Source organism: Ralstonia sp. UBA689 (assembly GCF_002298975.1).
GTDB lineage: Bacteria > Pseudomonadota > Gammaproteobacteria > Burkholderiales > Burkholderiaceae > Ralstonia.
In genome coordinates, this window is record NZ_DBMV01000011.1 from 261,780 (window position 1) to 285,540 (window position 23,761).

The 23,761-nt window shown below is 65.4% G+C and carries 25 protein-coding genes; 12 read left to right on the top strand and 13 right to left on the bottom strand.

Annotated features, from left to right (window positions below):
• Positions 1-17 precede the first annotated feature (17 nt).
• On the top strand, positions 18-1,403 hold the full coding sequence (gene fumC / locus B4F51_RS06775; protein WP_296224318.1) for a class II fumarate hydratase: 1,386 nt from the start codon (positions 18-20) through the stop codon (positions 1,401-1,403).
• Positions 1,404-1,440: 37 nt separating this feature from the next.
• Here the strand turns inward: fumC and B4F51_RS06780 are convergent, their stop codons facing one another.
• From B4F51_RS06780 to B4F51_RS06810, 7 genes are all read right to left on the bottom strand, one after another.
• Entirely contained in the window at positions 1,441-2,718 is a 1,278-nt protein-coding gene (locus tag B4F51_RS06780; RefSeq protein WP_296224319.1) for a sensor histidine kinase, read from the bottom strand.
• Positions 2,719-2,735: 17 nt separating this feature from the next.
• A complete protein-coding gene (gene cqsA, locus B4F51_RS06785) occupies positions 2,736-4,028 on the bottom strand; it encodes an alpha-hydroxyketone-type quorum-sensing autoinducer synthase (RefSeq protein ID WP_296224320.1) in 1,293 nt (430 codons plus the stop codon).
• A gap of 138 nt (positions 4,029-4,166) precedes the next feature.
• A complete protein-coding gene (speD, locus tag B4F51_RS06790; RefSeq protein ID WP_296224321.1) occupies positions 4,167-4,586 on the bottom strand; it encodes an adenosylmethionine decarboxylase in 420 nt (139 codons plus the stop codon).
• On the bottom strand, positions 4,583-4,768 hold the full coding sequence (locus tag B4F51_RS06795) for a hypothetical protein (protein ID WP_296224322.1): 186 nt from the start codon (positions 4,766-4,768) through the stop codon (positions 4,583-4,585). The genes speD and B4F51_RS06795 overlap by 4 nt, the downstream gene beginning before the upstream one ends.
• Entirely contained in the window at positions 4,765-6,216 is a 1,452-nt protein-coding gene (locus B4F51_RS06800; protein WP_296224323.1) for a DUF4178 domain-containing protein, read from the bottom strand. The genes B4F51_RS06795 and B4F51_RS06800 overlap by 4 nt, the downstream gene beginning before the upstream one ends.
• Positions 6,217-6,290: 74 nt before the next feature.
• Positions 6,291-7,325 (bottom strand): SPFH domain-containing protein, encoded by a 1,035-nt coding sequence (locus B4F51_RS06805; RefSeq protein ID WP_296224324.1) that lies wholly within the window; start codon positions 7,323-7,325, stop codon positions 6,291-6,293.
• Between the two features lie 42 nt (positions 7,326-7,367).
• The gene (locus tag B4F51_RS06810) at positions 7,368-7,766 is read right to left on the bottom strand and encodes a DUF350 domain-containing protein (protein ID WP_296224325.1); all 399 of its coding nucleotides are present in this window, start codon (positions 7,764-7,766) and stop codon (positions 7,368-7,370) included.
• Positions 7,767-8,075: 309 nt separating this feature from the next.
• Between B4F51_RS06810 and B4F51_RS06815 the strand changes: the two genes are divergently transcribed.
• The 7 genes from B4F51_RS06815 (at position 8,076) to B4F51_RS06845 (ending at position 16,038) form a co-directional block, all read left to right on the top strand.
• Complete coding sequence (locus B4F51_RS06815; RefSeq protein WP_296224326.1) at positions 8,076-9,335, top strand: ABC transporter substrate-binding protein; 1,260 nt, start codon at positions 8,076-8,078, stop codon at positions 9,333-9,335.
• A 65-nt stretch (positions 9,336-9,400) separates the two neighbouring features.
• Entirely contained in the window at positions 9,401-10,270 is an 870-nt protein-coding gene (locus tag B4F51_RS06820) for a branched-chain amino acid ABC transporter permease (protein ID WP_296224327.1), read from the top strand.
• Positions 10,267-11,226, top strand: a complete 960-nt coding sequence (locus B4F51_RS06825) for a branched-chain amino acid ABC transporter permease (protein ID WP_296224328.1) — start codon at positions 10,267-10,269, stop codon at positions 11,224-11,226. Before B4F51_RS06820 ends, B4F51_RS06825 begins: the two co-directional genes overlap by 4 nt.
• Positions 11,223-11,972 carry an ABC transporter ATP-binding protein gene (locus B4F51_RS06830; RefSeq protein ID WP_296224329.1) on the top strand — a complete coding sequence of 250 codons (750 nt, stop codon included), beginning with the start codon at positions 11,223-11,225 and terminating at the stop codon, positions 11,970-11,972. Before B4F51_RS06825 ends, B4F51_RS06830 begins: the two co-directional genes overlap by 4 nt.
• On the top strand, positions 11,969-12,697 hold the full coding sequence (locus B4F51_RS06835; RefSeq protein ID WP_296224330.1) for an ABC transporter ATP-binding protein: 729 nt from the start codon (positions 11,969-11,971) through the stop codon (positions 12,695-12,697). The genes B4F51_RS06830 and B4F51_RS06835 overlap by 4 nt, the downstream gene beginning before the upstream one ends.
• A gap of 118 nt (positions 12,698-12,815) precedes the next feature.
• Positions 12,816-14,402: a polyamine aminopropyltransferase gene (locus tag B4F51_RS06840; RefSeq protein WP_296224331.1), complete on the top strand. Its 1,587-nt coding sequence runs from the start codon at positions 12,816-12,818 to the stop codon at positions 14,400-14,402.
• 13 nt (positions 14,403-14,415) lie between these two features.
• The gene (locus B4F51_RS06845; RefSeq protein ID WP_296224332.1) at positions 14,416-16,038 is read left to right on the top strand and encodes an NAD(P)/FAD-dependent oxidoreductase; all 1,623 of its coding nucleotides are present in this window, start codon (positions 14,416-14,418) and stop codon (positions 16,036-16,038) included.
• Positions 16,039-16,047: 9 nt separating this feature from the next.
• Here B4F51_RS06845 and B4F51_RS06850 read toward each other — a convergent pair whose 3' ends face one another.
• On the bottom strand, positions 16,048-16,764 hold the full coding sequence (locus tag B4F51_RS06850; protein ID WP_296224333.1) for a dienelactone hydrolase family protein: 717 nt from the start codon (positions 16,762-16,764) through the stop codon (positions 16,048-16,050).
• 186 nt (positions 16,765-16,950) lie between these two features.
• Between B4F51_RS06850 and B4F51_RS06855 the strand changes: the two genes are divergently transcribed.
• From B4F51_RS06855 to B4F51_RS06870, 4 genes are all read left to right on the top strand, one after another.
• Entirely contained in the window at positions 16,951-17,313 is a 363-nt protein-coding gene (locus tag B4F51_RS06855; protein ID WP_296224334.1) for a GIY-YIG nuclease family protein, read from the top strand.
• Positions 17,310-17,756 carry an AsnC family transcriptional regulator gene (locus tag B4F51_RS06860; RefSeq protein ID WP_296224335.1) on the top strand — a complete coding sequence of 149 codons (447 nt, stop codon included), beginning with the start codon at positions 17,310-17,312 and terminating at the stop codon, positions 17,754-17,756. The genes B4F51_RS06855 and B4F51_RS06860 overlap by 4 nt, the downstream gene beginning before the upstream one ends.
• Before the next feature lie 52 nt (positions 17,757-17,808).
• Positions 17,809-18,171: a DUF1304 domain-containing protein gene (locus tag B4F51_RS06865; RefSeq protein ID WP_296224336.1), complete on the top strand. Its 363-nt coding sequence runs from the start codon at positions 17,809-17,811 to the stop codon at positions 18,169-18,171.
• Positions 18,172-18,417: 246 nt separating this feature from the next.
• On the top strand, positions 18,418-18,897 hold the full coding sequence (locus B4F51_RS06870) for a YbhB/YbcL family Raf kinase inhibitor-like protein (RefSeq protein ID WP_296224337.1): 480 nt from the start codon (positions 18,418-18,420) through the stop codon (positions 18,895-18,897).
• A 23-nt stretch (positions 18,898-18,920) separates the two neighbouring features.
• Here the strand turns inward: B4F51_RS06870 and B4F51_RS06875 are convergent, their stop codons facing one another.
• The 5 genes from B4F51_RS06875 to B4F51_RS06895 all read right to left on the bottom strand — a co-directional run bounded on the left by B4F51_RS06875 (position 18,921) and on the right by B4F51_RS06895 (position 23,629).
• Positions 18,921-19,454, bottom strand: coding sequence for a BON domain-containing protein (locus B4F51_RS06875; RefSeq protein WP_296224338.1), 534 nt, complete (start codon positions 19,452-19,454; stop codon positions 18,921-18,923).
• Positions 19,455-19,528: 74 nt separating this feature from the next.
• Positions 19,529-20,314, bottom strand: a complete 786-nt coding sequence (locus tag B4F51_RS06880) for a hypothetical protein (protein ID WP_296224339.1) — start codon at positions 20,312-20,314, stop codon at positions 19,529-19,531.
• Positions 20,315-20,442: 128 nt separating this feature from the next.
• On the bottom strand, positions 20,443-21,333 hold the full coding sequence (locus B4F51_RS06885) for an NAD(P)H-binding protein (protein ID WP_296224340.1): 891 nt from the start codon (positions 21,331-21,333) through the stop codon (positions 20,443-20,445).
• Positions 21,334-21,493: 160 nt separating this feature from the next.
• Positions 21,494-22,390: an AraC family transcriptional regulator gene (locus B4F51_RS06890; RefSeq protein WP_296224341.1), complete on the bottom strand. Its 897-nt coding sequence runs from the start codon at positions 22,388-22,390 to the stop codon at positions 21,494-21,496.
• 75 nt (positions 22,391-22,465) lie between these two features.
• The gene (locus B4F51_RS06895; protein ID WP_296224342.1) at positions 22,466-23,629 is read right to left on the bottom strand and encodes an alkane 1-monooxygenase; all 1,164 of its coding nucleotides are present in this window, start codon (positions 23,627-23,629) and stop codon (positions 22,466-22,468) included.
• Between the last annotated feature and the right edge of the window lie 132 nt (positions 23,630-23,761).

Sequence of the window (23,761 nt, forward strand, 5' to 3'; positions counted from 1 at the left end):
CCTTGCGCCCTCCCGCCATGACCACCCGTACCGAACGCGACACCTTTGGCCCGATTGAAGTTCCCGCCAACCACCTGTGGGGTGCGCAGACGCAGCGCTCGCTGCAGAACTTCGACATTGCCGGCGACCGCATGCCGCGCGAGCTGATCGACGCGCTGGCCCGCATCAAGCGCGCGAGCGCCGCCGTCAACCAGCGTTTGGGCCTGCTGCCGGCCGACAAGGCCAACGCCATCATTGCCGCGGCCGACGAGGTGATCGCGGGCAAGCACCCGAACGAATTCCCGCTGGTGGTCTGGCAGACCGGCTCCGGCACGCAGAGCAACATGAACATGAACGAGGTGCTCGCCAACCGCGCCAGCGAACTGCTGGGCGGCGAACGCGGCGAGGCCCGCCTCGTGCACCCGAATGACGATGTCAACCGCAGCCAGTCATCCAACGACGTCTTCCCGACGGCGATGCATGTGGCGGCCGTCACCGCCATCACGCGGCATCTGATCCCGTCGCTGCGCACGCTGCGCGAAACGCTCGCCAAGAAGGCTGCCGACTTCGACAGCATCATCAAGATCGGCCGCACGCACCTGCAGGACGCCACGCCACTCACGCTCGGCCAGGAGTTCTCGGGCTACGTCGCACAACTGCAGCACAACGAGACGCACCTGAACGCAGCGCTGCCGCATCTGTGCGAGCTGGCACTGGGCGGCACCGCGGTGGGCACCGGCCTGAACGCACCGGCCGGCTATGCCGAACAGGTGGCCGCCGAGTTGGCCGATCTGACCGGCCTGCCCTTCGTTACCTCGCCCAACAAATTCGAGACCATGGCCTCGGCCGACGGCCTGGTGCATGCGCATGGCGCGCTCAAGACGCTGGCCGCGAGCCTGACCAAGATCGCCAACGACATCCGCTGGCTGGCCAGTGGCCCGCGCAGCGGCTTGGGTGAAATCTCCATCCCCGAGAACGAGCCGGGCTCCTCCATCATGCCGGGCAAGGTCAACCCCACGCAAAGCGAAGCGGTGACGATGCTGTGCGCACAGGTGTTCGGCAACGATGTCGCCGTCAACGTGGGTGGTGCGTCGGGCAACTTCGAGCTGAATGTGTTCCGCCCGATGATTGCCTACAACTTCCTGCACAGCGCGCGGCTATTGGCCGATGGCATGCGCAGCTTCAACGACCACTGCGCCGTGGGCATCGAGCCCAACCGCGCGCGCATCGACGAGCTGGTGCAGCGCTCGCTGATGCTGGTGACGGCACTCAACCCGCACATCGGCTACGACAAATCCGCACAGATCGCCAAGAAGGCGCACAAGGAAGGCACCAGCCTGCGCGAAGCAGCACTGGCGCTCGGCTACGTGACGGCCGAGCAGTTCGATGCCTGGGTGCGGCCGGAGAACATGGTCGGCAGGTAAGCTGCATCCGCCGCGCCCCGAACCGGCACTGACACGGTCAGCGCGGGTTCGGGAAGCGGATGCGGAATTCGGTGTATTCACGCTCCACCGAACTGCACGAAATGCTGGCGCCCCAGCCGTGCAGGACCTTGCGGCAGAACATCAGGCCGATGCCCGTGCCGCGATGGGCCGGGTATGAAAAGAATGGCTGGAACATCCGCTTGAGCACCGTTGGCGGCACCCCGGCGCCGGTATCCCGCACAACGACTTCAACCGTCCCCGGCAGGAGCACATAGCCGATACGGACGTCACCCTTGCCGACACGGTGGATCGCCTCCAGCGCGTTCTTGGTCAGGTTGGTGATGATGTGTTCGAATAGCTTGGCATTGCCCAGAACCTGCACACCCACGCTGGGTGCCACCTGCACGAGCGCGTGCGTGCCGGGCTCGAAAGGGAAGGCGGCAATGGCCGCGCTGATCGACTCATGCAGGTCGAACCACGCGGTACTGACGGTTTGCGGGTCTTTCGAGTTGGCCACCAGCAGTTCGATGCTGTTGTTGGCACGAATAACGTCTGCACGCATCCGCTCAACCGCCTGCTGCAGCGCCGGCAAATCGGGATGATCGGGCGGTACCGTGCTCGGCAGGCGGTTCTGAATGCCGCTCGCCGTCAGTGCCAGGCTGGCCAGCGGCGTGCGCAACTCGTGCGCAACGGTACCCAGCGCCAACTCCACGCCGCGCCGCTTCTGTTCGGCCAATATCTGCCGGTCCAGCTTGATCACAATGAGGACCGCAATGACAAATGCCAGAATCGGCATTTGCACCAGCAACGCGTGCCAAGGGAACACGGCAACCGCATGCCCCGCCACTAGAAACAGCGCCGTCGCGGCAATCGCGCCCGTTGCAAGCGAGATCAACGCAAATGTCGCGCCGAAGTGGAACAGGATCACGACGGCGATGATGACGGATTCCGCCCATACCATCGTTCCGCCATTTTCCAGATACAGAAAGATGAATGCGAAAGGCAACCCGACTGTAATCGCAAACAGTGCATAAGCCGGCAGCCACTTGTACTGAGACAGCCGAGCCGTGAACAGCAACGGGATGAACAAGACCGTGCAGAGCAGTCGCAACCAAACGTTCTCGTACGGTTGCGGAAAAACGTACGCCCAGATCCAGAAATAGAGCGGGTGTCCGAGCACGCCCAATGCGCCAACGAAGCGGATTCGCCGCAAACGCGCGGCGCTCTCTTCATCAAGGAGCGCCGCGCGCGCGAGGGAGTCCCCCAGATGCTGCCAGGCGCGTCCCAGCCAGCTACCTGGGGGAACTCGAAGCATGCCGCCCTGTTCTCTCGTCATGGGGTCGTGGAAAATTCTCTGAATGGATCCGTCGGGGCCGCTCGCCGCGCACGGCGCGTGGACGACCAGGCATCCAGCCCGACGCGGTCGCGAATATCTTCCAGCGTGCAGAGCAGGCGCTCGATCTCGGTTTCGGTGATTTTCGCATGCAGCGTCAGGCGTACTAAAGCCCGGTTCTTGGGAGTGGCCGGCGCACAGAATACTGCGCCGAAGATCCCTCGCGACTGCAACGCATCGCGCAGAACCTTGACCTGCGGCTCCGACCCCGCTTCGAGCGCGATGATCTGCTCCGTACCGTCTGCAATGTTGTAGCCCAGCCTGGCGATACCCGCACGAACCACGCGTGTCATCGTGTGGAGACGCTGCCGGCGATCATCGGCTGCGACAATGAAATCCGCCGCCGCATCAAACCAGGCCAGCTCGTGGTGCAACAGCCCCGAGCTGAAGATAGCGGGGCGCGCCTCCACAGTGAAGAACTCCTTGAACTTGCCGCTGCAAGCGACAAATCCAGCGCGGCCGGCAAACGCCTTGGCCAGCGATGCGGTACGAAAGTGCACCCTCTGCTCAAGGCCAAGCTGCACGACCAGGCCCGCGCCGCCGGGCCCATGCGTGCCCAGCGAGTGGGACTCGTCCACAACGATGGCCGACCCGCTGGATTCCGCCAGCGCCACCATTTCCGGCAAGGGCGCCACGCTGCCGGTCGTGCTGTAGACCGAATCCACCAGGATGATGCCCGGCCCCGTACGCTCAAGTTGCCGGCTCAGGTGGTCGACATCGTTATGGCGGAAAGGAACAGCCTGCGCGCCGGCCGCATGAATCCCCTCCCACAGGGACGCATGCGCGTTCATATCAACGTAGACCGGCACCCCTGGGCCGGCAATGCACTGGATCAGGCCAACATTGGCCGCCCAGCCCGACTGCGCGATCAACCCGGCTTCGGCCCGCATCAGCCTGGCCAGCCGGGCCTCGACCCGGCTCTGCGGCGTATCGCCATGCTGGAACACAGCCGACATCAGCAGCTCGTGCTCATGCCCGAGCAGAACGCGCGCCTGCGCACGCACCAGCGGACGCTCGCCGAGCAGACATAGATAGTCGTTGCTGTTCAGAAACAACGCACCGGGGCCGGGCGTCTGCCCGTGCAGCAGATGATCGCCATCCCAGAGCTTGGCCATGCGCTCATCGAAGTGACACCGCATGCGGGCATGAACCCAGTCCGGCAGCGCCGGCGTGGCAGTGGAAGGCTGGCAGGGAATTACCGATGGCGAAACGTGGGTGGGCAGCGTGGGCATGAAGGCCTCGTCGGGTTGATGAGAACTCCAGTGGCCCTGCGTCAGCCACCGGGATACAACCCGAACTACCACTCTGCCCCTCATGCGCGAAGCATGAACGGAATGAAATTTGGATTAGATCGAAAGCGCTAGATCAAGCTAGATCGACACGCCGCCGCGCTGCATCACCCGCACGTCGATACGCTGCGGCGCCAGCGCCCGTTCAAACACAGCACGCGCGGCATGTGTCGTGCCGGTGCCGCACATGAAGGCATCGATGGCGGCAAACCCGTGCTCAGGCCAGGTGTGAATCGACAAATGCGATTCGGCCAGGAGCAGCACGCCGGTCACCCCGCCCTGCTCGCCCGCAGGCATGCCGGTACGCAGCGAATCGAAGCGATGCAGATGTGCATGAAGAATAGTGGCGCCGAGCGCATAGGCCGCCTCGCGCAACGCGGCCTCCAGCGCGTATGCATCGCGCAACAGCGTCGGTGCCACACCATACAGGTCGAGCAGCAGATGCTCGCCCACCGCGGCGGACAGCGCAGCCGGTTGCGGCGTCGCGTCGACACGCGTCACTTGTGGCCCCCACTGAAGCCGCCGCCATAACCACTACCGCCCGACGAACCGCCCCAGTACGAAGACCCGCCCGTGCCGCTGCCGTATGAGGGTGTGCGCGGCGCGGCAAAGCCGGCCTTCCAGTCCATGTACGTCGCGCCAATCACCACGCACACGGCGTACAACAAGAACCAGCCTTTCATTCGTCACCTCCGACCTTGGCGACCAGCCACGCCGGCACGATCAGCAGCAGCGCCGCAAAGAACGTGATGACGAACACCGAGCCCGGCGCCATGAAGAACGGCACCAGGTTGAACAGCCCCAGCAGCACGCAGGCCACCACCGCCACCGACATGTAGCCGGAGGCCGAAGTCTCCTTGACCGGCTCGGCCACCACCTTGCCGAACCAGGCCTTGATCTGCGCGGCGCTCACCGGCGTGCTCTTGGACCAGGTCAGCTCATGCGCGTCGCTCTCGGCAGCCAGGCTTTCCTGCCCGGCCTTGTATTCGACCACGCGTGTCTGGTCACCGGCCTGGACGCGCCAGTTGAAGGCGCCGGCAGCGTAGGTCACGCGCGCGGTGTAATCGTCGTCGCGGATGTATTGCGTCTCGCCCAGCGTGGCCTTGCGGCCGTCGGTCTGGGTGGGCCAGCGGTCGAGCACGTTGGCACGGAACCAGCCGTCATCCGTCTCGACCATCCAAGTGAAGCCGCGCTTCGGGCTGTACAGCAGATACTCGAACCACTCGCCACCGTCGCCGACCGCCGTGCGCCGCATCACGCCAATCACCTGCCATTGCAGGCCATCGATGAGCGCCTTGTCGCCCAAGTCGAGCGTGGTGACAACCTGCGGCACAGAACGCGCACGGGCGATGATCTCGCCACGCGGCGTGGCTGCGTCAATGGCCGCGCCACAGCCGGGGCACAGCACATGCCCGGTCATGCCGGGGCTGAACGGCACCGAGGTGCCGCACTGCGGGCAGTCGAGGTTGGTGAGCTTGCCGGGGACGCGGCCGGCGGTTTCCTTGATCTCGGCGTCGGTGCGCAGAAGCTGGCACTTAAGCGCTTCGAGCGTGGTCGACTCGCCCAGGTACAGCGTGGGCGCGGTGCCGTCGGAATAATCGAGCGTGATGAAGGCCCCTTCGCGCCGGCCGTCAGCCACGCGCGCGTGCCAGCCCTCGCCCACGCGGAAAGGCAGTTCGCCCTGGCCGCCGGTGCAGTTGGCCTCGCGCACGTCGGACAGCGTGAACTGCTGGCCCTCGGCGTCGTAAAGCTGCCCCGGCCGCAGTGCCTCGAAAGCCACGGCGTTAGGCGGCGTGCCGCGCGAGAAGGTCATGGTGACCTGGCCGGAAGCCTCGGCCAGCCAGCCGTCGGTGCCGTCGTTGAACAGCACGTACCACTCGTTCCAGAAGCCCGCGTCATAGCGCAACTGGATGCGGCCAACCACCGTGAACGCCTTGTTCTTGTAGCGCCCGGTGGTGCCGATCTGCACACGCGCGTAGTCCTCCAGCACGGCTGACATCTTGCCGATGTCGGAAAGCGTCTCGCCGTCACGCAGCAGCGTGCTCTTGCAGAAGCTGCACACCGTCATGACGGCGGCGGCAGACTTCAGTTCCACCGGCGCGCCACACGCCGGGCAGTTGGCATGAAACATGGTTGAGTCGTTCAATTGCGCAGAAAAACGGGCGGCTCACCGCGCCGCCCGGTCATCCGAGGTGGGGCGTGCGTTCAGCCCCCAGTCAGCGCTTTGAGCACGGCCGCCTTGCCAGAGTCAAAGTCGGCCTGGGTGATGAGGCCCTTATCGAGCAGTTCCTTGAGCTTGGCCAGGCGTGCAGTCGGATCGTCTGCAGCAGGCGCTGCGGCAACCGGCTGCGCGGCCGGTGCTGCGCCCGCGTTGCCCTGCACTGCCGTGCGCAGGCTATCGGCCATCGCCTGACCCATCGCCAGGCCCGCCGCCAGACCCGCGCCCGTGCCGGCGATGCCGCCCTCGTTGCGTGCGGCCAGCGGCAGCGATTCGGCCGTCTGGTACTGCGTGAAGCGCCCCATGTCGCCGGTCATGTCCATGCTGATACGGCGGTCCATCGCTGCCTGCAACTCGTCGGGCAGCGTCACGCTGGAGACCTGGAAGCTGTCGAGCATCAGGCCGTATTGCGTGAACTGCGGCAGCAACACCTCGCGCACCTTGTTCGACATCAGCGTCTGGTTGGCGGCCAGGTCCAGGAACGGCACACCCGATTCGCCGAAGGCCGTGGCCATCGCACCCATGATGACGGGGCCCAGTTGCTGCTCCATCTCATCAACGGTGTAGGCGTCACGCGTGCCGCTCACCTGCTGGTAGAAGAGCTTCGGATCGGCCACGTGGTAGGCGTACACGCCAAACGCACGCAGGCGGATCATGCCGAAATCCTTGTCGCGCACCGTCACCGGTTGCGGCGTGCCCCAGCGGCGGCCGAGCTGCTGGCGTGTGCTGAAGAAGTAGACGTCGGACTTGAAGGGGGATTCGAACAGCTTGTCCCAGTTTTTCAGGTACGTCAGCACCGGCAGCGTTTGCGTGGTCAGCTTGAACATGCCGGGGCTGAACACGTCGGCAATCTGGCCTTCGTTGACGAACATCGCCATCTGCGAGTCGCGCACGGTCAGGCTGCCGCCGTTCTGGATTTCCATGTCCTGCATGGGGTAGCGCCAGGCGAGCACGCCGTCTTCGCCCTCCGTCCATTGCAGGATATCGATGAACTGCTTCTTGATGAAACTGGACAGGCTCACAGGAAACTCCTTCGCGATCGGGTTCGCGGGGCAGGACAAGAATCAGGACAGGCACGCGGCATTGATCACGCCCACCGCCAATGCGCTCACGCCGAACAGCATACCGGCGGCAATGTTGTTGTGTTCGATCTGCAGGCGGTAGTCGGGCATCAGGCGCGTAAGCACCACGAAGACGATCAACTGCACGACCGAGGCCATTACAGACCAGAACAGGAACGGCAGCAGGCCGTCGCTGTGGGAGATGCTCGACGAGATGGTCAGCACGAAACCGAGCAGCGCACCGGCCAGCGACAGCGACGCGGCAACGTTGCCTTCGCGGATGAGCTTGAACTCGTCATACGGCGTCAGGCGCAGGTAGACGAAGAAGAAGCCGGAGAACACCACGGCGCCCGCCAGCAGGTGCGAGGCGTAGGCGATGACGGAAGCGGTCATGTCGGGCATGGGCAGGATGGGCAGTGCACAAGTGGCGCCACTATAGCGGCTGATGCGTCGCTTGCGTACCCCCCGCAGATACCGGCAGGCCGAGATAGCAAGCGTTTGCGCAGGTTTTGTTATCGCGCCTTCATTTCCGCCGGCGTGCCCCCTTCTATACATGGTGGTCATGGTCCCGCGTCCGCCTCCTCCCCCTCACCGCAGAAACCCTTACCCATCAACCGTTTTCGCGGGTTGACCTGCCTTGTGCAACGCTATGCGCACACCTAAAGTGGTGGGCAGGGATCGGTCGATTCGACAGACAGTCAGGGGGCTACCATGACGACACCGAAATGCAATCACGTTGACCGACGCACCATCCTGAAAACTGCCGTCGCGGCGGCGGCGGTGCAGTTGGCGCCCCCCTTCATCATCAAGGCGCGCGGCGATGCCCCTCTGCGCATCGGCATGGTCGACCCGCTGACCGGCGTCTACGCCGCAGTCGCCCAGAACGAAGTCACGGGTGCAAAGCTTGCCGTGGCACAGATCAATGCCAAAGGCGGCATCCTCGGCCGGCCGATCGAGCTGCTGGTGGAGGACTCCGCCAACGACGTCGGCACCGGTGTGCAGAAGGCGCGCAAGCTGATCGAGCGCGATCAGGTGACGTTCCTGATCGGCGACGTGAACTCCGGCATCGCACAGGCCATCGCCCAGGTCAGCAACGAGAAGAAGGTGTTGCACATCGTCTCGGGCGGACACACCGACACCATCACCGGCAGCGACTGCAAATGGAATGTCTACCGCGTGTGCAACACCACCAGCATGGAGGCCAACGCGGTGGCCAGCCTGCTGTTCACCAAGTACGGCAAGAAGTGGCACTTCATCACGCCGGACTACGCTTTCGGCCACACGCTGCAGAAAGCCGCAGCGGCCGACCTGCAGAAGCTCGGCGGCACCATGACCGGCAATGAGCTGACGCCACTGGGCACCACCGATTTCTCTTCCTTCCTCATCAAGGCGCGCGCCGCCAATCCCGACGTGCTGCTGGTGCTGCCGCAGGGCTCCGACATGGTCAACTGCCTCAAGCAGATTGCGCAGTTCGGCATCGGCAAGCAGATGCACATTGCGGGGCTGCAGCAGGAGCTGGAATCGCTGGAAGCCATGCCGCCCGAGGCGCGCGTCGGCGTCTGGATGTTCGAGTGGTACTGGAAGCAGCCGGGCGTGCCGCACGTGGAAAAGTTCGTCGCCGACATCCGCAAGGTCAACAACGGCAAGGTGCCGACCGCACGCCACTGGTTCGGCTATACCTCGGTGCATACGCTGGCGGGCGTGGCCAATCGCGAGAAGACCCTCGACGCGCGCAAACTGGCCGAGGCGCTGGGCGGCTACGAATTGCCTGATGACGTGAAGCTGCAGCCCAACAAGTGCTACTACCGCAAGGGGGATCACCAGTTGATGACGTCGTCGTTTGTGGGCGAGGCGCTGACCAAGCCAGCGGGCGACCCGGAAGACCTGTTCCGCGTCGACCACGTCGTGCCCGGCGACCAGACCGCGCCGCCCGAGAGCGCGACCGGCTGCACCATCAAGTGGCCGACCTGATCTGACTGCAGGCCAGCGCGCATACGGAGCGCGCGCCCAGGGTTCCGGTAGACGCGCGGGGGGCCATGACGCAACTGCTGCTGTTCAACATCACCAACGGGCTGATCATCGGCGCGTTCTACGTGCTGATGGCGCTCGGGCTGTCGCTCATCCTCAACCTGAGCAACGTCATCAACTTTGCGCACGGCGGTTTTCTCGTCATCGGCGGCTACATCGCCTACACCATCACGCCGTATGTCGGTTTCTGGGGCGCGCTGCTGATTGCGCCGCCGATTGCCGCGCTCATCGGGCTGGTGCTGGAGCGCCTGCTGATCCGCCACGTCTACGGGCGCGACCCGCTTTACAGCCTGCTGCTGACCTTCGGCCTGGCGTTCGTGTTTGAAGACGGCACGCGCTTCATCTGGGGCGCGCAGGGCAAGCCAGTGACGATTCCCGAAGCGCTGGCGCAGCCGCTCTCCAACGAGTTTTTCTTCATCACCGGTTACCGGTTGTTCATGGTCGGCACCGTGGCGGTGACGGTGACGGCGCTCTTCCTGCTGCTGCGCTACACACGCATGGGCATCCGCATCCGCGCCGGCACGCTGGACCTGGAAACCGTGGCGGCACTCGGCATCAACGTGGGGCGGCTGCGCTCGCTCAACTTTGCGGTCGGTATCTTCCTGGCGGGTCTGTCCGGCGTGCTGGCGGCCGGGCAACTCGGGTTGGAGCCGACCATGGGCACGGGGCTGCTGATGCCCAGCTTCATCGCCATCATCGTCGGCGGGGTCGGCAGCTTGACCGGAACGCTGCTGGGCGGGCTGTTGATCGGGGTAGCGTCGGGCGTGACGGCGGTGTTCGTGCCGGCGGCCAGCGAGGCCGTCATCTACGTGATGATGGCGCTGGTGCTGCTGTTGCGCCCGCGCGGGCTGCTTGGTGAAGAAGGCATGCTGACATGAGCAAGCCCGTGCCGCTTCGCCGTCTGCTGGGGCTGCTGGCCATCTGGGCAGCACTGCTGCTCGCGCCCTATTGGATGCCGCTGCTGGGCGGCTACACCGCACTGGGCACGCGCGTGCTGGTGCTGGCATTGGCGGCCATGTCGGTCAACTTTCTGCTGGGCTTCACGGGTGTGCTGTCGTTCGGGCATGCGGCGTACTTCGGGCTGGGGGCATATGGCGCCGGCCTTGCGCTGAAGTTCCTGGCGCCGAGCACACCGCTGGCGCTGGCATGCGGCACGCTGCTGGGCGGCGTTGCCGGTGCACTGCTGGGCGCATTGAGCGTGCGGCGGCGCGGCGTGTATTTCGCCATGGTCACCATCGCCTTCGGGCAGGTGTTCTACTACATCGCCTTCCAATGGAGTTCGCTCACGGGCGGTGACGACGGGCTGCGCGGCTTCGCACGCGCACCGCTGCATCTTGGCTTCACCACCATCGACATCCTGTCGAATGCCGACGCGTTCTACTACTTCGTGCTGGTCTGCCTGGCATTGGCCACAGGCGTGATGGCGGGCGTGCTGCGTTCGCCGTTCGGCCACACCATGATTGCCATCCGAGAGAACGAGCGGCGCGCACGCTTTCTCGGCATCCCGGTCAACCGGCACATCTGGATTGCCTTCACGCTGTCGTGCTTCTTCATGGGCTTTGCAGGCGCACTGTATGCGCTGCTCAATAACTTTGCCGACCCGCGCGGCCTGCATTACAGCCAGTCGGGCGACTTTGTGATGATGGCCGTCATGGGCGGCATGCGCAGCTTCTGGGGGCCGCTGCTGGGCGCGGTGGTGTTTGTCGTGCTGCAGGATTATCTGTCGAGCATCACCATCAACTGGATGTCGTTTGTCGGCATGCTGTTCGTGGCGATCGTGCTGTTCTTCCCGCGCGGGCTGCTGGGTGTGATCCAGCGCAGGAGTGAATCGTGAGTGTCCTTGCGGTCGAACGCGTCAGCAAGCACTTCGGCAGCCTGGTCGCAGTGCAGAACGTGTCGCTCTCTGTCGAGCCGGGCGAACTGCGTGCCGTCATCGGGCCAAACGGCGCGGGCAAGACAACGTTCTTCAACCTCATCAGCGGCTTCTTTCGGCCGAGCGCGGGCACCATCGCCTTTGAAGGGCAGGACATCACTGCCCTGCCCGCGCACCGGCGCGTGACGTCCGGCATTGCGCGCACGTTCCAGATCACGGAGATCTTCCCGGAGTTGACGGTGTTCGAAAACGTGCGCATCAGCGCGGAGGCAGCGACGGGCTTTCGCCTGCGGCCGTGGATCGGCGCGGCAGACAAGGCGCGTGTGCGACAGCACGTGGAGCAGACGCTCGAACTCACTGGCTTGCGAGGCAAGGCCGACCGGTTGGCCGGCGAGCTGGCCCACGGCGACCAGCGCACCACCGAGATCGCCATTGCGCTGGCGCTGCGTCCGCGCCTGTTGCTGCTGGATGAGCCCACGGCCGGCATGGGTGATCAGGAGACCAACGAAACCATGCAATTGATTCGCCGGCTGCATCGCGAGAACAACTTCACCATCGTGCTGATCGAGCACGACATGCGCATGGTGTTCGACCTGGCCGATCGCATCACGGTGCTCGATCGCGGGCATCTGCTGGCCGAGGGCACGCCGGAACAGATTGCCGCCAACGAGGCCGTGCAGGCGGCCTACCTGGGAAACGCATCATGAACGCGGCCCCGCATTCCGCCCTGATTGCCGAGGGGCTGCACACCTACTACGGCAAAAGCCACATCCTGCACGGCGTGAGCCTGGAAGCGGAGGATGGCCGCATCACCGTGCTGCTTGGGCGCAACGGCGCCGGCAAGACCACCACGCTGCGCACGTTGATGGGCCTGACGCCCGCGCGGCAGGGGCGCGTGACGATCTTTGGCACCGACACCACGCGCTGGCCCACCTACCGCATCGCCGCCAGCGGTGTCGGCTACGTGCCGGAAGGGCGCCGGATATTCGCCAATCTCACGGTGGAAGAAAACCTGAAGGTGCCGCGCGAACGCAGCGGCCCGTGGACGATCCCCCGCATCTACGAGCTGTTCCCGCGCCTGGCCGAGCGTAGATTCAGCCGCGGACGTTCGCTCTCCGGCGGCGAGCAGGAGATGCTCTCGCTGGGGCGCGCGCTTCTGCTCAACCCGCGCCTGCTGATTCTCGACGAGCCGTCTCAGGGGTTGGCGCCGCTGGTGGTGCGCGAGGTGTTTCGCGTGGTGTCGCAGATGCGCGACGCGGGCATCACCGTGCTGCTGGTCGAGCAGAACGCGCGCATGAGCCTGGAAATTGCCGACTACGCCTATGTGCTGGATGACGGCGGCATCGTCCATGCCGGCAACGCGCGGGAGCTGGCGGCGGACGAAAGCCGGGTGCGGGCGTTGACGGGGGCCAGCGCGGCAGCGGCGGCGTAGGCGCTGGCGAAATGGGCTCGCAGGCAGGGCAAAAAATCGGCACAATCGCGCTCGCCGCAACGGCGCGTCGGTGGTTTTGTTAACGCCCGATCATCCTCTGCCTACCCCCGCCCCTCGCATGTCGACGCCGCAGACCGACGCCGTTCTCGAATCTTCCCCACCACAAAGCCCACAAGGTCGCGGCAGTGCCCTGCTGGTCCTGGCCGTGTTCGTGGTCGCCTCGTGCGGGCTGGCCTATGAGCTGATTGCCGGGGCATTGGCTTCGTACCTGCTGGGCGATTCCATCCTCCAGTTCTCATCCATCATCGGCGCCTACCTGTTTGCGATGGGCATCGGCTCGTGGCTGTCGCGCTACGTGGCGGACGAGGCACTGCTGGCGCGCTTTGTCGACTTGGAACTGCTGGTCGGGCTGTTTGGCGGCGTGTCGGCGGCGGCGTTGTTTGCATTGTTTGCGCTGGAATCGGCGCCGTTCCGGCTCGTGCTGTATGCGCTGGTGACGGTGATCGGCGTGCTGGTTGGCATGGAGATTCCACTGGTGATGCGCATGCTGCATCGCCGGCAGGCCAAGTTCTCGGACCTCGTCAGCCGCGTGCTGACGTTCGACTACCTGGGCGCGCTGGCCGTCTCGCTGCTGTTTCCGCTGGTGCTGGCGCCGCGCCTGGGGCTGGTGCGCACGGGCTTCCTGTTCGGACTGTTCAACACGGCGATTGCGGTCTGGACGCTCTGGCACTTCCGTGCCGAGCTGGCGCTTTCGGCCCGCATGCGCACGGCGATGGCGTGGCGCGCGGGCGCGGTGGCGGCGGCATTGCTCGCGGGCTTTGCCGCGTCGGACAGGCTCACGCAATGGTCTGAGCGCGCGCTCTTCGGCGACGAGATCATCCATGCGATCTCATCGCCGTATCAGCGGCTGGTGGTGACGCGCTGGAAGGACGACCTGCGCCTGTACATCAACGGCAACCTGCAGTTCTCTTCACGCGACGAATACCGCTACCACGAGGCGCTGGTGCTGCCCGCGCTGGAATCGGTGCGCGGTGCGCGGCGCGTGCTGGTGCTGGGCGGCGGCGATGGCCTCGCGCTGCGGCAGATCCTGAAGTACCCGCAAATCGAGCACGTCACGCTGGTCGACCTGGACCCGCGCATGACCAACCTGTTCTCGCACGCCGAGGCGCTGGTCGCGCTCAACGAGCATTCGTTCAGCGACCCGCGCGTAACGGTAGTCAACGCCGACGCGGGGCAATGGCTGCAGACCGCCACCGACATGTTCGACGTGGCCATCGTCGATTTTCCGGACCCGTCCAACTTCAGCATCGGCAAGCTGTATTCGGTGCCGTTCTACCGGCTGCTGTCGCGCCACGTGGCGGACACAGGGCTCGTGGTCATTCAGGCGACTTCGCCCTACTTCGCGCCGCGCTCGTACTGGTGCGTGGACGCGACGTTGAAGGAAGCTGGCTACCGCACGTGGCCGTACCACGCGCTGGTGCCGTCCTTTGGCGAATGGGGCTTCATCCTGGCCGCGCCGGGGCGCGCGGATTTCCAGCCGCCCACCTCATACCGCGTGCCGACGCGCTTCCTGGATGCCGACACCACGCACCAGATGTTCAGCTTCGCGCCCGACATGCCGCGCCCGCAGGTCGAGCCCAACCGGCTGAACAACCAATCGTTGGTGCGGTACTTTGAAGAAGACTGGCACGGTGTGCTGCGTTGATGACCGGCACCCCATGAACAGCAGACGCAGCTTCCTGATCGGCGCGGCCGCAGCCGGTGTGGCAGCGGCCGGTGCCGCTTCCTGGGCCGGCTTTCGTGCGCTGACCGAGATCACGCCCAACGTGCGCATGCCCGGCCAGGCAGCCGGGCACCAATTGCGCGACCTCAAGGCCTTGCCCGCGCCATCGGAAACACGCCGCGCGGGCGTCGCCATCTGCGGCAGCGGCATCGGCGGGTTGAGCTGCGCATGGCGCCTTGCCAAGAGCGGCCGGAGCGATGTCGTTGTCGTCGAGGGGCCGGAGCGGTACGGCAATGCCGCTGGTGGCGCGTTCGGCACCCAGCGCTTTCCGACCGGCGCGCACTACCTGCCGCTGCCGTCAATGGAATCGACGCACGTGCGCGAGATGCTGGCCGACTTTGGCGTAATCGAGCGCAACCCGTTTGCCCTGCGCCCGACCTATGATGAACGCGTCCTCGTTCACGCGCCCGATGAACGCCTGTGGCTGGGCAACCGCTGGCAAGACGGCTTCGTGCCGCACGAGGGCATCTCGCCGGCCGAGCGTGCCGAGCACACCCGCTTCTTCGCCCATATCGACCGCCTGCGCCAGACCACCGGCAACGACGGCCGCCGCCTCTTCGCCGTTCCGACTGCGCTCTCTTCCGCAGACCCGGCCTGGCGCGCGCTCGATGCGCTCACCTTCCGCGACTGGCTGCACCGCGAGGGCTACCGCGCCGCCACGCTGCACTGGTATGCCGACTACTGCTGCCGCGACGACTACGGCGCCACGGCCGACCACGTCTCCGCCTGGGCCGGCATTGCCTACTTCGCCAGCCGCGGCGGCATGGCCAGCAATGCGGAACAGGGCACCGTGCTCACGTGGCCGGAAGGGCTGGACTGGATGGCCGAGCGCTTGTTCCAAGCCGCTGGCCTGAACGATGCCGGCCGCCTGCTCCCGGGCAGCGCCGCGCGCATCGGCAAGACCAACGAGGCAGGCGCACGCGTCTTGGCCGACGTGCTGCAGCCCGACGGACGTGTGATCCGCCTGCTGGCCGACCACGTGGTCAGCGCGATGCCGTTGCACGTTGCCAAGCACATCGTCGAGGGCTTTGACGTGCCCGCCGCCGAACTGCCCGAAGCCGCGCCGTGGCTGCTTGCCAACCTGCTGATCGAAGGATTCCCGCCCGAGCATGACGACACCCCGCTGGCGTGGGACAACGTGGTCTATCGCGGCACGGGGCTGGGCTATGTGGTGGCCAACCACCAGGACATCCGCGTCGGGCCGCCCGCGCAGAGCGTGTTCACAGCCTACGTGGCGCTGTCGGACATGACGCCCAAGACGGCACGTGAATGGCTGCTCAAGGAATCACCGCAAGCGTTGCTGGATCGCGCGCTGGCCGATCTGGATACGGTGTACGGCATCCGCCTGCGCACGCAGATCCGGCGGGCTGACCTGACCCTGCGCGGGCATGCCATGGCGATTCCGGCGCCGGGCTTTCTCTCTCGACCGGGCATCGCGCGCCTGCGCGAGAGCGCCGGGCCGATTCACTACGCGCATGCCGATCTGTCCGGCTATTCGGTGTTTGAAGAAGCCGCGTGGTGGGGAGATCAGGCGGCGCGGGCCATCCTCGCCGCCTGAGACTGCGCATCAGCCCTGACGCGGCCAGAGCGTGCGGCCGAAGAACGTCAGAGCACGATCCCAGGCGTGCTGCGCCCACACCGGATCGTATTGCGTGATGGCGATGCGGTTTTCGCCCACGGCCGTCTCGTTGGCGAAGGCGTGGTGCGCGAGATAACGGTGGAACTCGACATCGACGCCCGCATCAACGAGCTTCTTTTCCAGTGCATCGACGCCTTCGATATTGAAGGCGGTGTCTTGCGTACCCCAGTGCCCCTGCACCGGCACCTTGATCTTCGAGGCGTCGATGTATTCCAGCGGAGGGTAGCCGTACCACACCACGCCGGCATCCACTTCCGGCACGTTGCTCAGCGTCAGCAGTGTCAGCGCGCCGCCCATGCAGTAGCCCGTCACGCCCACGCGGTCGCAGGTCTGCTTGAGATATTGCACGGCACCGCGAACGTCTTGCGTGGCAGCGTCGCCAAAGTTCAGGTTGGTCATCAGGTGGTGGGCTTCCTCCTCCTCCACCGTCATCTGGCCGCGGTAGAGATCGGGCACCAGCGCCACGTAACCGGCGCGCGCCAGACGGTCAGCCACGCCGCGAATCTGGTCATTCAGACCCCACCATTCCTGGATCACGACCACCCCGGGCGCGCCCGCCGCCTTGGCGGGCTTGGCCAGATAGCCCTGGAGTTCCTGGCCGTCCGGACGCTTGAACGAAATCATGGATCCTTGCGCTGCTGTCATGGGATGGCTCCTCTGCCTGAAACGAAAGCGCACAGCATAGCCCTCGATGGTGAATTTTGCAGCCGCACTACGACTATCGAGATGGCCTTGATGGCACTTGGTCGCCACAATTTAACCCGGATATTATTGACCAGTCTTTATACCCGGGTAATAATTGGCGACACTTGAATCCTGCAAGGCCCCACCATGACCGACCGACGGGCACTGAAACGCCAGTACCTTGAGACCCGCACGCGCGCGGGTGTCTATGCAATCCGCAACCTCATCACGGGCAGAGCGCTGGTCAAGGGCAGCTCTCATGCGCAGGCAGCGCTCAACCGGCATCACTTCGAACTGAAGCATGGCGGGCACGCCAACCTGCTGCTGCGCAAGGACTGGGCCGACCACGGCGAATCGAGCTTCGTCTTTGAGGTGCTCGACCTGGTCAAGCCACGCGAAGAACCGGGCTTCGATGTCGCAAGAGAACTGGAAACCCTGGTCACGCTCTGGCGCCAGGAAATCCCGTGTCAGGGGGCCGCCGGGTATGAGGATGAGGAGCGCGTGGCATGACCGCTTCCGCATTCGGGTTCTGCATGGCCGTGCAGCGCGCCCACGCCAGCCTTCGCCTCAAGCTCGACGATGCGCTCGGCACCCACTACGGCATCGACTTCTGCGATTTCGCCCTGCTGGATTGGCTGGCCTCCACCGCTGCGGGCGAGGCTAGCCTCCTGGAATGCGTGCGGCCGGTTGGGCTACCACGTCCGGCCGTGCTCAAACGTGTGCGGGCACTGGAGAAGATCGGCCTGATCGAACGTCAGGGCACAGACAACGGCCGCCGGATCGCTCTTCGGCCCGCAGGCAAGACACTCGTGCGCAACGCGCGGGAAACCATCGGCTACCTCTGCGAAGGCGCCCTCGAAGCCGCGCGCGCGGCGATCGAGCCGGCACCCATGGCACCGGTGGAAACAGCGCTGCACGCCTTTGCCCATGCCCGCGCCCCGACCGCGCTCTGAGACAAACTCTCTATCATTGCGGCACGCTCACAACTCACGACTGACCGCCGCCATGATCAAAACCCTCGCCCTGATCGTCTACCTGCTGGTGCTGCTGATCCACGTCTACATCGTCGTTCTGGAGATGGTGCTGTGGAAGACGCGCGGCCCCAAGGTGTTCCGGATCACGCCCGAGAAGGCAGCCGAAACCGCCGCCATGGCCTCCAACCAGGGGCTGTACAACGGCTTCCTGGTGGCGGCGCTGGTGATCGGGCTGGTGGCGCCGGACCCTGCCATCAACGCCGCGTTTGCGCTGTTCGGGTTGATCTGCGTGGCGGTGGCGGGCATCTGGGGCGCCATCACCGTCAACCGCCGGATTCTCTTTGTCCAGACGGTACCTGCGGTAGTAGCGCTGGCGCTGGGGTGGTTTGCATAAAGCACTCCGGGCACTCTGGCACTCTGGGCCGCCTACCTGCTCCCGATCAGTGCGCGCAGCCCGATGGCCCTTGTCGGTATCGCCGTCGCGCACTAGCTTGAAGAGAGTCGAAGGTGTTGTCGCCATTGGCACGGCACCAATCAACGGGATACCGACATGCCACACGCAAGCCGTCCAACGTGCATCTTGACGCTGCTGCTCGCGGGCCTGTGCGGCCTCCCCGTCTCCGCTCAAGTGAGGAACGCCATGACGCTGACCCTGACTTCTCCCGCCTTTGCCGCGGGCGCCGAGATACCCGACCGTCTCACGTGCGAAGGTTCGGATACATCGCCGCCGTTGGCCTGGACCGGCGTGCCGACGGGCACGCGCAGCCTGGCCCTGATCGTTGACGACCCGGACGCACCAGACCCGGCGGCACCGCAGATGACATGGGTCCACTGGGTGCTCTACAACATCCCGCCCGGCACGGCAGCCCTGGCGGAAGATGCGGCGCACAAGGGCCTGCCACCGGGCACCCGCGCCGGCACCAACGACTGGCAGCACACAGCCTATGGCGGCCCATGCCCGCCAGTCGGACGCCATCACTACGTCCACAAGCTCTACGCGCTGGACGTTGAACTGCCCGAGCTCGGTGCGCTCACCAAGACGGGGCTGGAACGTGCCATGCGCGGCCACGTGCTGGCCCAGGCACAACTCGTCGGCACGTATCAGAAGCACCGACACTGAGCCCGCACACGGTGCGTTCAGGCTCAAGGTTTTGCAACCGCGGCCGTCCCCTTGCGGAACAGCGCGTACGGCACACCGCGCTCGGGGTGTGCCGTCGTCTCGTCGATGAAGCGCTCGACGTCGGGCACCTCGCGCAGCGCGGCCATGAACGGCGCCAGTGAGAAACCCGGCGCGACGCAGCCCTGCACCAGCATCCACCGCTGCCACACCGTCACCCAGAGCGTGCTGTTCTGCCGCCATCCGGGCACGTGGATCGACATCCATTGCAGGCGCCGCTGCGCGGTGTCGGCAATTTCGCCGTCGTAGGCAAAGGCATTCGGCAAGCGGCAGCGACCTTCCAGCCAGCAGTGGTTGCCGTGCTCGATACGGTGATGCGAATCGCGCTTCCATTCCGCCTCGCTGATGCGCGGGCCAGCAGGTTCAGGGCAGTTGGAGACGCCAGACGATATCTGGAAGAACGGGTCGTGACCGCGATTCTGCAGATCGTCGTCGGCATGCGTGGCGGAAGCCGACAACAGCAATGCCAGCGCGATGCAGCGGATGTCGATCGTCGTCATAGCGCCCCCCTCGTTGGCCCCGGGTCAACCGAGTGCTGCGAAGCATAGGCGCTCAACGACGGCGTTGCCAGAACTCAACCGAGCGGAATCTCAAAGATCCACTTCACCGTCCAGCGATCGGTCGCGCGCGTCAGGCCACGCCCGATGCCGACGTTGAAGACGAACGGCTTGAGGTCGACATCGAAGGCCAGGAAGGCCGAGTGCTGCTGTTCATGCAGCGGCGCGATGTGGTTGATGGGCCCCAGCCCGGCGTAATACTCCACGCCGGCGCGTACGCCCGTCATGACCGTGCGCGCGATCTTGAAGCTCGGAGCGGCCTCCGGCACGCCGCTGCTCCCCGGGCCGGAGAGGTTCCAGTCGAGCACCGGGTTGACCGCCCATAGCCATTGCGCGTTCTGATACCCATAGATGGGCCGCAACTCCACAGCGTTCTGCGATTGCTCAAAACGCCCGGCAACGTGGGCAAGCTCCACGTTGATGCCGGCGAACTGGCCGACGTCATCCACGGGCCGCAGCGGCATCCATTTGACCCGCAGCTTGGGGCCGGTGACGTAATACGTGTTCTCACGCGTGAGCGTGGTCGGAACGTACAGCCCAAGCTCCACCGACGGCGTCAGCCCATAGGAGAACTCCGCCGTGGCACGCCACCCGTGCGGCGTCGTGACTTCATTCGGATAGCTCGGCTCGCCGATCCCGCTGGGCGCGGTGTTCAGGTGCAGTTCCAGCCCGAACTGCCCGGGGGCGTTGATATCGCCGGTGTAGACCTGGATTTCGTCAGGCAGGACGGCCTGCGCCGGCAAGGCGAACCCTGACAGCGCAGCCGTCATCCAGATGGCGCGCGTGGAACGACAAAGCAGCATGATGACCCCGGGGATTTCCCGAGATCATAGTGGCGTTACAGGCATTGCGCGAAATACCCCAGGGGCGCAGACCGAAATCCGCATAAGAGGCATTCGCATTTGCACGCCGTTGCATCACCGGACCCCAGCTATCTCGAGCGGGCGTGTTCCGCCACCAATGCGGCAACGGCGTCCGCCAGTTCAGTCTTGCCGAACCGCTGTTCTGTCGCCCCCCTCTCGACATCGATGTGACCGGCGTTGTGCTGGTCGTACAGGTCAGTCAGCAGTTGCACGTGGTTCTCGCTGAGTCCGGCACGCTGCAAGCTCGGCGCCCATGCGTTGCGCGGCAACTCGACAGCGGCGACCTCCCGACCGCTCACCTCGCTGAACGCGTGCGCCACATCAAGCACGCTTACGCGCCGTGGGCCTTCAACACTGACGATGCGCGGGCTGGGGCTGCGTGTGTCCTCCATCAGCAACTCGGCGGCCAGCGTGCCGACATCCTGCGCCGCGATGACGGGAATGCGCCGGTCCAGCGGATGATGCAGGCTCGGCAACGTGCCGACGGCCAGCATGACCGGCAGCATGGCCGCCCAGTTCTGCACGTGCTCGGCAGACCGCAGCAGGGTCAGGTGTGTCGCCACCGGCTCCAGGCGCACCTCAAGGTAGTGGAACAGGAGCGTCAGGCCGGTCCCCTGCTCCAGCTCGGCACCGTAATCGGAGAGCGCAAGCACCCTGGGCGGCGGATTGGCCCGCAAGACATCAGCGACCACATCGATCATGCGGCGCATCGTCGATTCGGGGTGCGGATCGCGCACCGGCACCGGGCACAGGATCTGCACCGCCGTGGCACCCACAATCGCTTCGGCAACGGACGCCGCGTCCGTCAGATCGGCACGGGCAACTTCACACCCCTGTTTTGCAAAGCGATCACCTTGCCGCGCATCGCGCACCACGGCACGCACGGGCTTGCCGGCATTGCGCAAGGCGCTGATGGTTGCGCGCCCGACGTTGCCCGACGCTCCAAAAATGACGTACATGTTTTGCCCCCCCTTTGTCGGATTGCACTGGCCGCCAGCATGCGGCGCGGGCATCAAAGCCCGTTGTGTGACTCGGCGACCGAGCGCACGCCGGACCAGCGAGACGGGAGCCTAAACAAGGTCGAGAAAGGCGACTTGCAGGAAAAGAGGAATTTCGCAGCTATGGATGATCGCGTTGCGCCGCCGCAGACCTGCCTGAACCCGAGCGCGCCACTTCGCGTGGCGTGACACCAAGCAAGCGGCGCATCCATCGGGTCAGGTGGCTCTGGTGTGCAAAGCCGACTTCCAGGGCGATCTCCGTGGCGCTCATCCGCCCTTCCAACAGCATCGACCTGGCGCGCTCCACCCGGCGCTGCACAACGTACCGATGCACGGGCACGCCCAGGGTGGTGCGAAACAACACCTTGAAATGCGGGACGCTCATGCCGGCCTGCGCTGCCAGATCAGCCAGCGCGAGCCGTTGGTGCAGATGGCTTTCGATGTAGTCCACCACGCGCGCCGCCGTCCTGGGCGCCAGCGTTCTCGAACCGGCGGCAGGCGCCGGCTCGCCATTCAGCAGGCGGACCACGATGGCCGTGCACAGGCTTTCCGCATATAGCGGGTCGGAGGCCTCCTGTGCCTCCAGCTCGGCACCCAGCGCAGAGGCCAGATGATGGATGCGCGGGTCGCGCAATTGCAGATGCGGCTCGATGCCGGCGCGCACCGGGCGTGCCTCCAGTTGCGCGTGGACCGTGCGGACAAACGCGTCGCTGATCCCGATCTGCAGGATGCTGCAGTCGGATTCGTCCGTCCACATGCCCGCAAGCCCGGCGGGCACCACATCGGTATCACCATGCGCCTGAATGCGCGAATAGCGGCGGCCGTCGCACACACAATTGGCCTTGACCGGTGCGCCGACATGCACGTTGACGCGGTGATGCTCCGTGGCGGGTACCCGGTAGGTTCCCGCGCGGATGCCAAGCAGCGTGGCGGCAAACCCCCGCCAGCCAAGGTCGGCGCTGGATCGCAGGCGGGTGGGAACAGCATCGGGCAGCGGCCCCGGGGCGGCGGTATGCATGGCGTGCTCTGGCAGTCTGTCTGGAAGATCCCGCGAGCATTCTGCCGAGTTTTTCTCCGCGCCGTGAAGCGGGCCTCAGGCCCGCGCCGGATACTGCGCCAGCACCTGCGCGCGAATCGAAGGCTTGATGTTCGCCTGCGACATGTCGCCCTTGTAATGCTCGACCACGCGCGGGTTCATCACGCGAAACCACAACGGCGGTACATAGGCGATCAGGATCATGGCCGCATAGCCTGCGGGCAGTTGCGGAGACCCCTCGAAATGGCGCAGCGCCTGGAACGAGCGCGTCGGGTTGGCGTGATGATCGGCATGACGCTGCAGTTGGTAGAGAAACAGGTTCGTCACCACGTGGTTGCTGTTCCACGAGTGCTGCGGGTTGCAGCGCTCGTAGCGGCCGCTGGGAAGTTGCTTGCGGCACAGGCCGTAGTGCTCCAGGTAGTTGACCACCTCCAGCAGCGAGGCGCCGTACACCGCCTGAATCAACAGGAACGGCACCGCCTTGAGGCCCACGAAGGCAATGCACACGCCCCACAGCACCACCGTCATCGCCCAGGCGTTGAGCACGTCGTTGCGCCATGACCAGACCGAGTGGCCGTTGCGCTCAAGCCGCTGTTTCTCCAGCGCCCAGGCCGATTTGACGCTGCCCACCACCGTGCGCGGCAAGAATGCCCAGAACGATTCACCATAGCGCGCGCTGGCCGGGTCGGCCGGCGTGGCCACGCGCACATGGTGGCCGCGGTTGTGCTCCACGAAGAAGTGTCCGTACGCCACCGGCGCAAGCGTGATCTTCGCCAACCAGCGCTCGAAGCCGTCGGTCTTGTGGCCGAGTTCGTGCGCGGTGTTGATCGAGATGCCGGTCACCACGCCCACCGAAAATGCGAACGCGATGTAGTCGTACCAGACGAGTTGGTAGGTGTGCAGCACCCACATCGCCACCGCAAAGCTCACGTAGAGCACCGTGGTTGCCAGATAGACGATGCGGCGGTAGTAGCGCTGTTTCTCCAACGTGGGGACGACGGCTTCGGGCGGGTTGTCCCGGTCGTCGCCGATCAGCAGATCGAGCAGCGGGATGATCGTGAAGACGATGACCGGCCCAGCCCACCACAGCGGATGCCACCCCGTGGCGAGCGCCGAGACGGCGGCGATGATGGGCAGCGTGATCGTCAACGCGCCGAGCATCCAGAGATACCGCTTGCCGTCGGTCCATTCAACGGACGCGACCGTGCCGGGTGTTGCCATTGTCTTCCTCCTGTTTGCCCCGCTGGGTGGCATACGTGCGCGTGCGCGCCGCCGGGGCCATGCCCGACGCTTGTTTTATAGGGGCAGCAAAGGAGGATTGCCAACGCGTGAATCTAGGCTCGCGCTTCCAAA

Excerpts from the sequence above, each read along its gene's own strand:
- fumC (WP_296224318.1), top strand. The coding sequence starts at position 18 with ATGACCACCCGTACCGAACGCGACACCTTTGGCCCGATTGAAGTTCCC.
- B4F51_RS06780 (WP_296224319.1), bottom strand. The coding sequence starts at position 2,718 with ATGCTTCGAGTTCCCCCAGGTAGCTGGCTGGGACGCGCCTGGCAGCAT.
- cqsA (WP_296224320.1), bottom strand. The coding sequence starts at position 4,028 with ATGCCCACGCTGCCCACCCACGTTTCGCCATCGGTAATTCCCTGCCAG.
- B4F51_RS06795 (WP_296224322.1), bottom strand. The coding sequence starts at position 4,768 with ATGAAAGGCTGGTTCTTGTTGTACGCCGTGTGCGTGGTGATTGGCGCG.
- B4F51_RS06800 (WP_296224323.1), bottom strand. The coding sequence starts at position 6,216 with ATGTTTCATGCCAACTGCCCGGCGTGTGGCGCGCCGGTGGAACTGAAG.
- B4F51_RS06810 (WP_296224325.1), bottom strand. The coding sequence starts at position 7,766 with ATGCCCGACATGACCGCTTCCGTCATCGCCTACGCCTCGCACCTGCTG.
- B4F51_RS06815 (WP_296224326.1), top strand. The coding sequence starts at position 8,076 with ATGACGACACCGAAATGCAATCACGTTGACCGACGCACCATCCTGAAA.
- B4F51_RS06820 (WP_296224327.1), top strand. The coding sequence starts at position 9,401 with ATGACGCAACTGCTGCTGTTCAACATCACCAACGGGCTGATCATCGGC.
- B4F51_RS06825 (WP_296224328.1), top strand. The coding sequence starts at position 10,267 with ATGAGCAAGCCCGTGCCGCTTCGCCGTCTGCTGGGGCTGCTGGCCATC.
- B4F51_RS06835 (WP_296224330.1), top strand. The coding sequence starts at position 11,969 with ATGAACGCGGCCCCGCATTCCGCCCTGATTGCCGAGGGGCTGCACACC.
- B4F51_RS06840 (WP_296224331.1), top strand. The coding sequence starts at position 12,816 with ATGTCGACGCCGCAGACCGACGCCGTTCTCGAATCTTCCCCACCACAA.
- B4F51_RS06845 (WP_296224332.1), top strand. The coding sequence starts at position 14,416 with ATGAACAGCAGACGCAGCTTCCTGATCGGCGCGGCCGCAGCCGGTGTG.
- B4F51_RS06850 (WP_296224333.1), bottom strand. The coding sequence starts at position 16,764 with ATGACAGCAGCGCAAGGATCCATGATTTCGTTCAAGCGTCCGGACGGC.
- B4F51_RS06855 (WP_296224334.1), top strand. The coding sequence starts at position 16,951 with ATGACCGACCGACGGGCACTGAAACGCCAGTACCTTGAGACCCGCACG.
- B4F51_RS06860 (WP_296224335.1), top strand. The coding sequence starts at position 17,310 with ATGACCGCTTCCGCATTCGGGTTCTGCATGGCCGTGCAGCGCGCCCAC.
- B4F51_RS06865 (WP_296224336.1), top strand. The coding sequence starts at position 17,809 with ATGATCAAAACCCTCGCCCTGATCGTCTACCTGCTGGTGCTGCTGATC.
- B4F51_RS06870 (WP_296224337.1), top strand. The coding sequence starts at position 18,418 with ATGACGCTGACCCTGACTTCTCCCGCCTTTGCCGCGGGCGCCGAGATA.
- B4F51_RS06875 (WP_296224338.1), bottom strand. The coding sequence starts at position 19,454 with ATGACGACGATCGACATCCGCTGCATCGCGCTGGCATTGCTGTTGTCG.
- B4F51_RS06880 (WP_296224339.1), bottom strand. The coding sequence starts at position 20,314 with ATGCTGCTTTGTCGTTCCACGCGCGCCATCTGGATGACGGCTGCGCTG.
- B4F51_RS06885 (WP_296224340.1), bottom strand. The coding sequence starts at position 21,333 with ATGTACGTCATTTTTGGAGCGTCGGGCAACGTCGGGCGCGCAACCATC.
- B4F51_RS06890 (WP_296224341.1), bottom strand. The coding sequence starts at position 22,390 with ATGCATACCGCCGCCCCGGGGCCGCTGCCCGATGCTGTTCCCACCCGC.
- B4F51_RS06895 (WP_296224342.1), bottom strand. The coding sequence starts at position 23,629 with ATGGCAACACCCGGCACGGTCGCGTCCGTTGAATGGACCGACGGCAAG.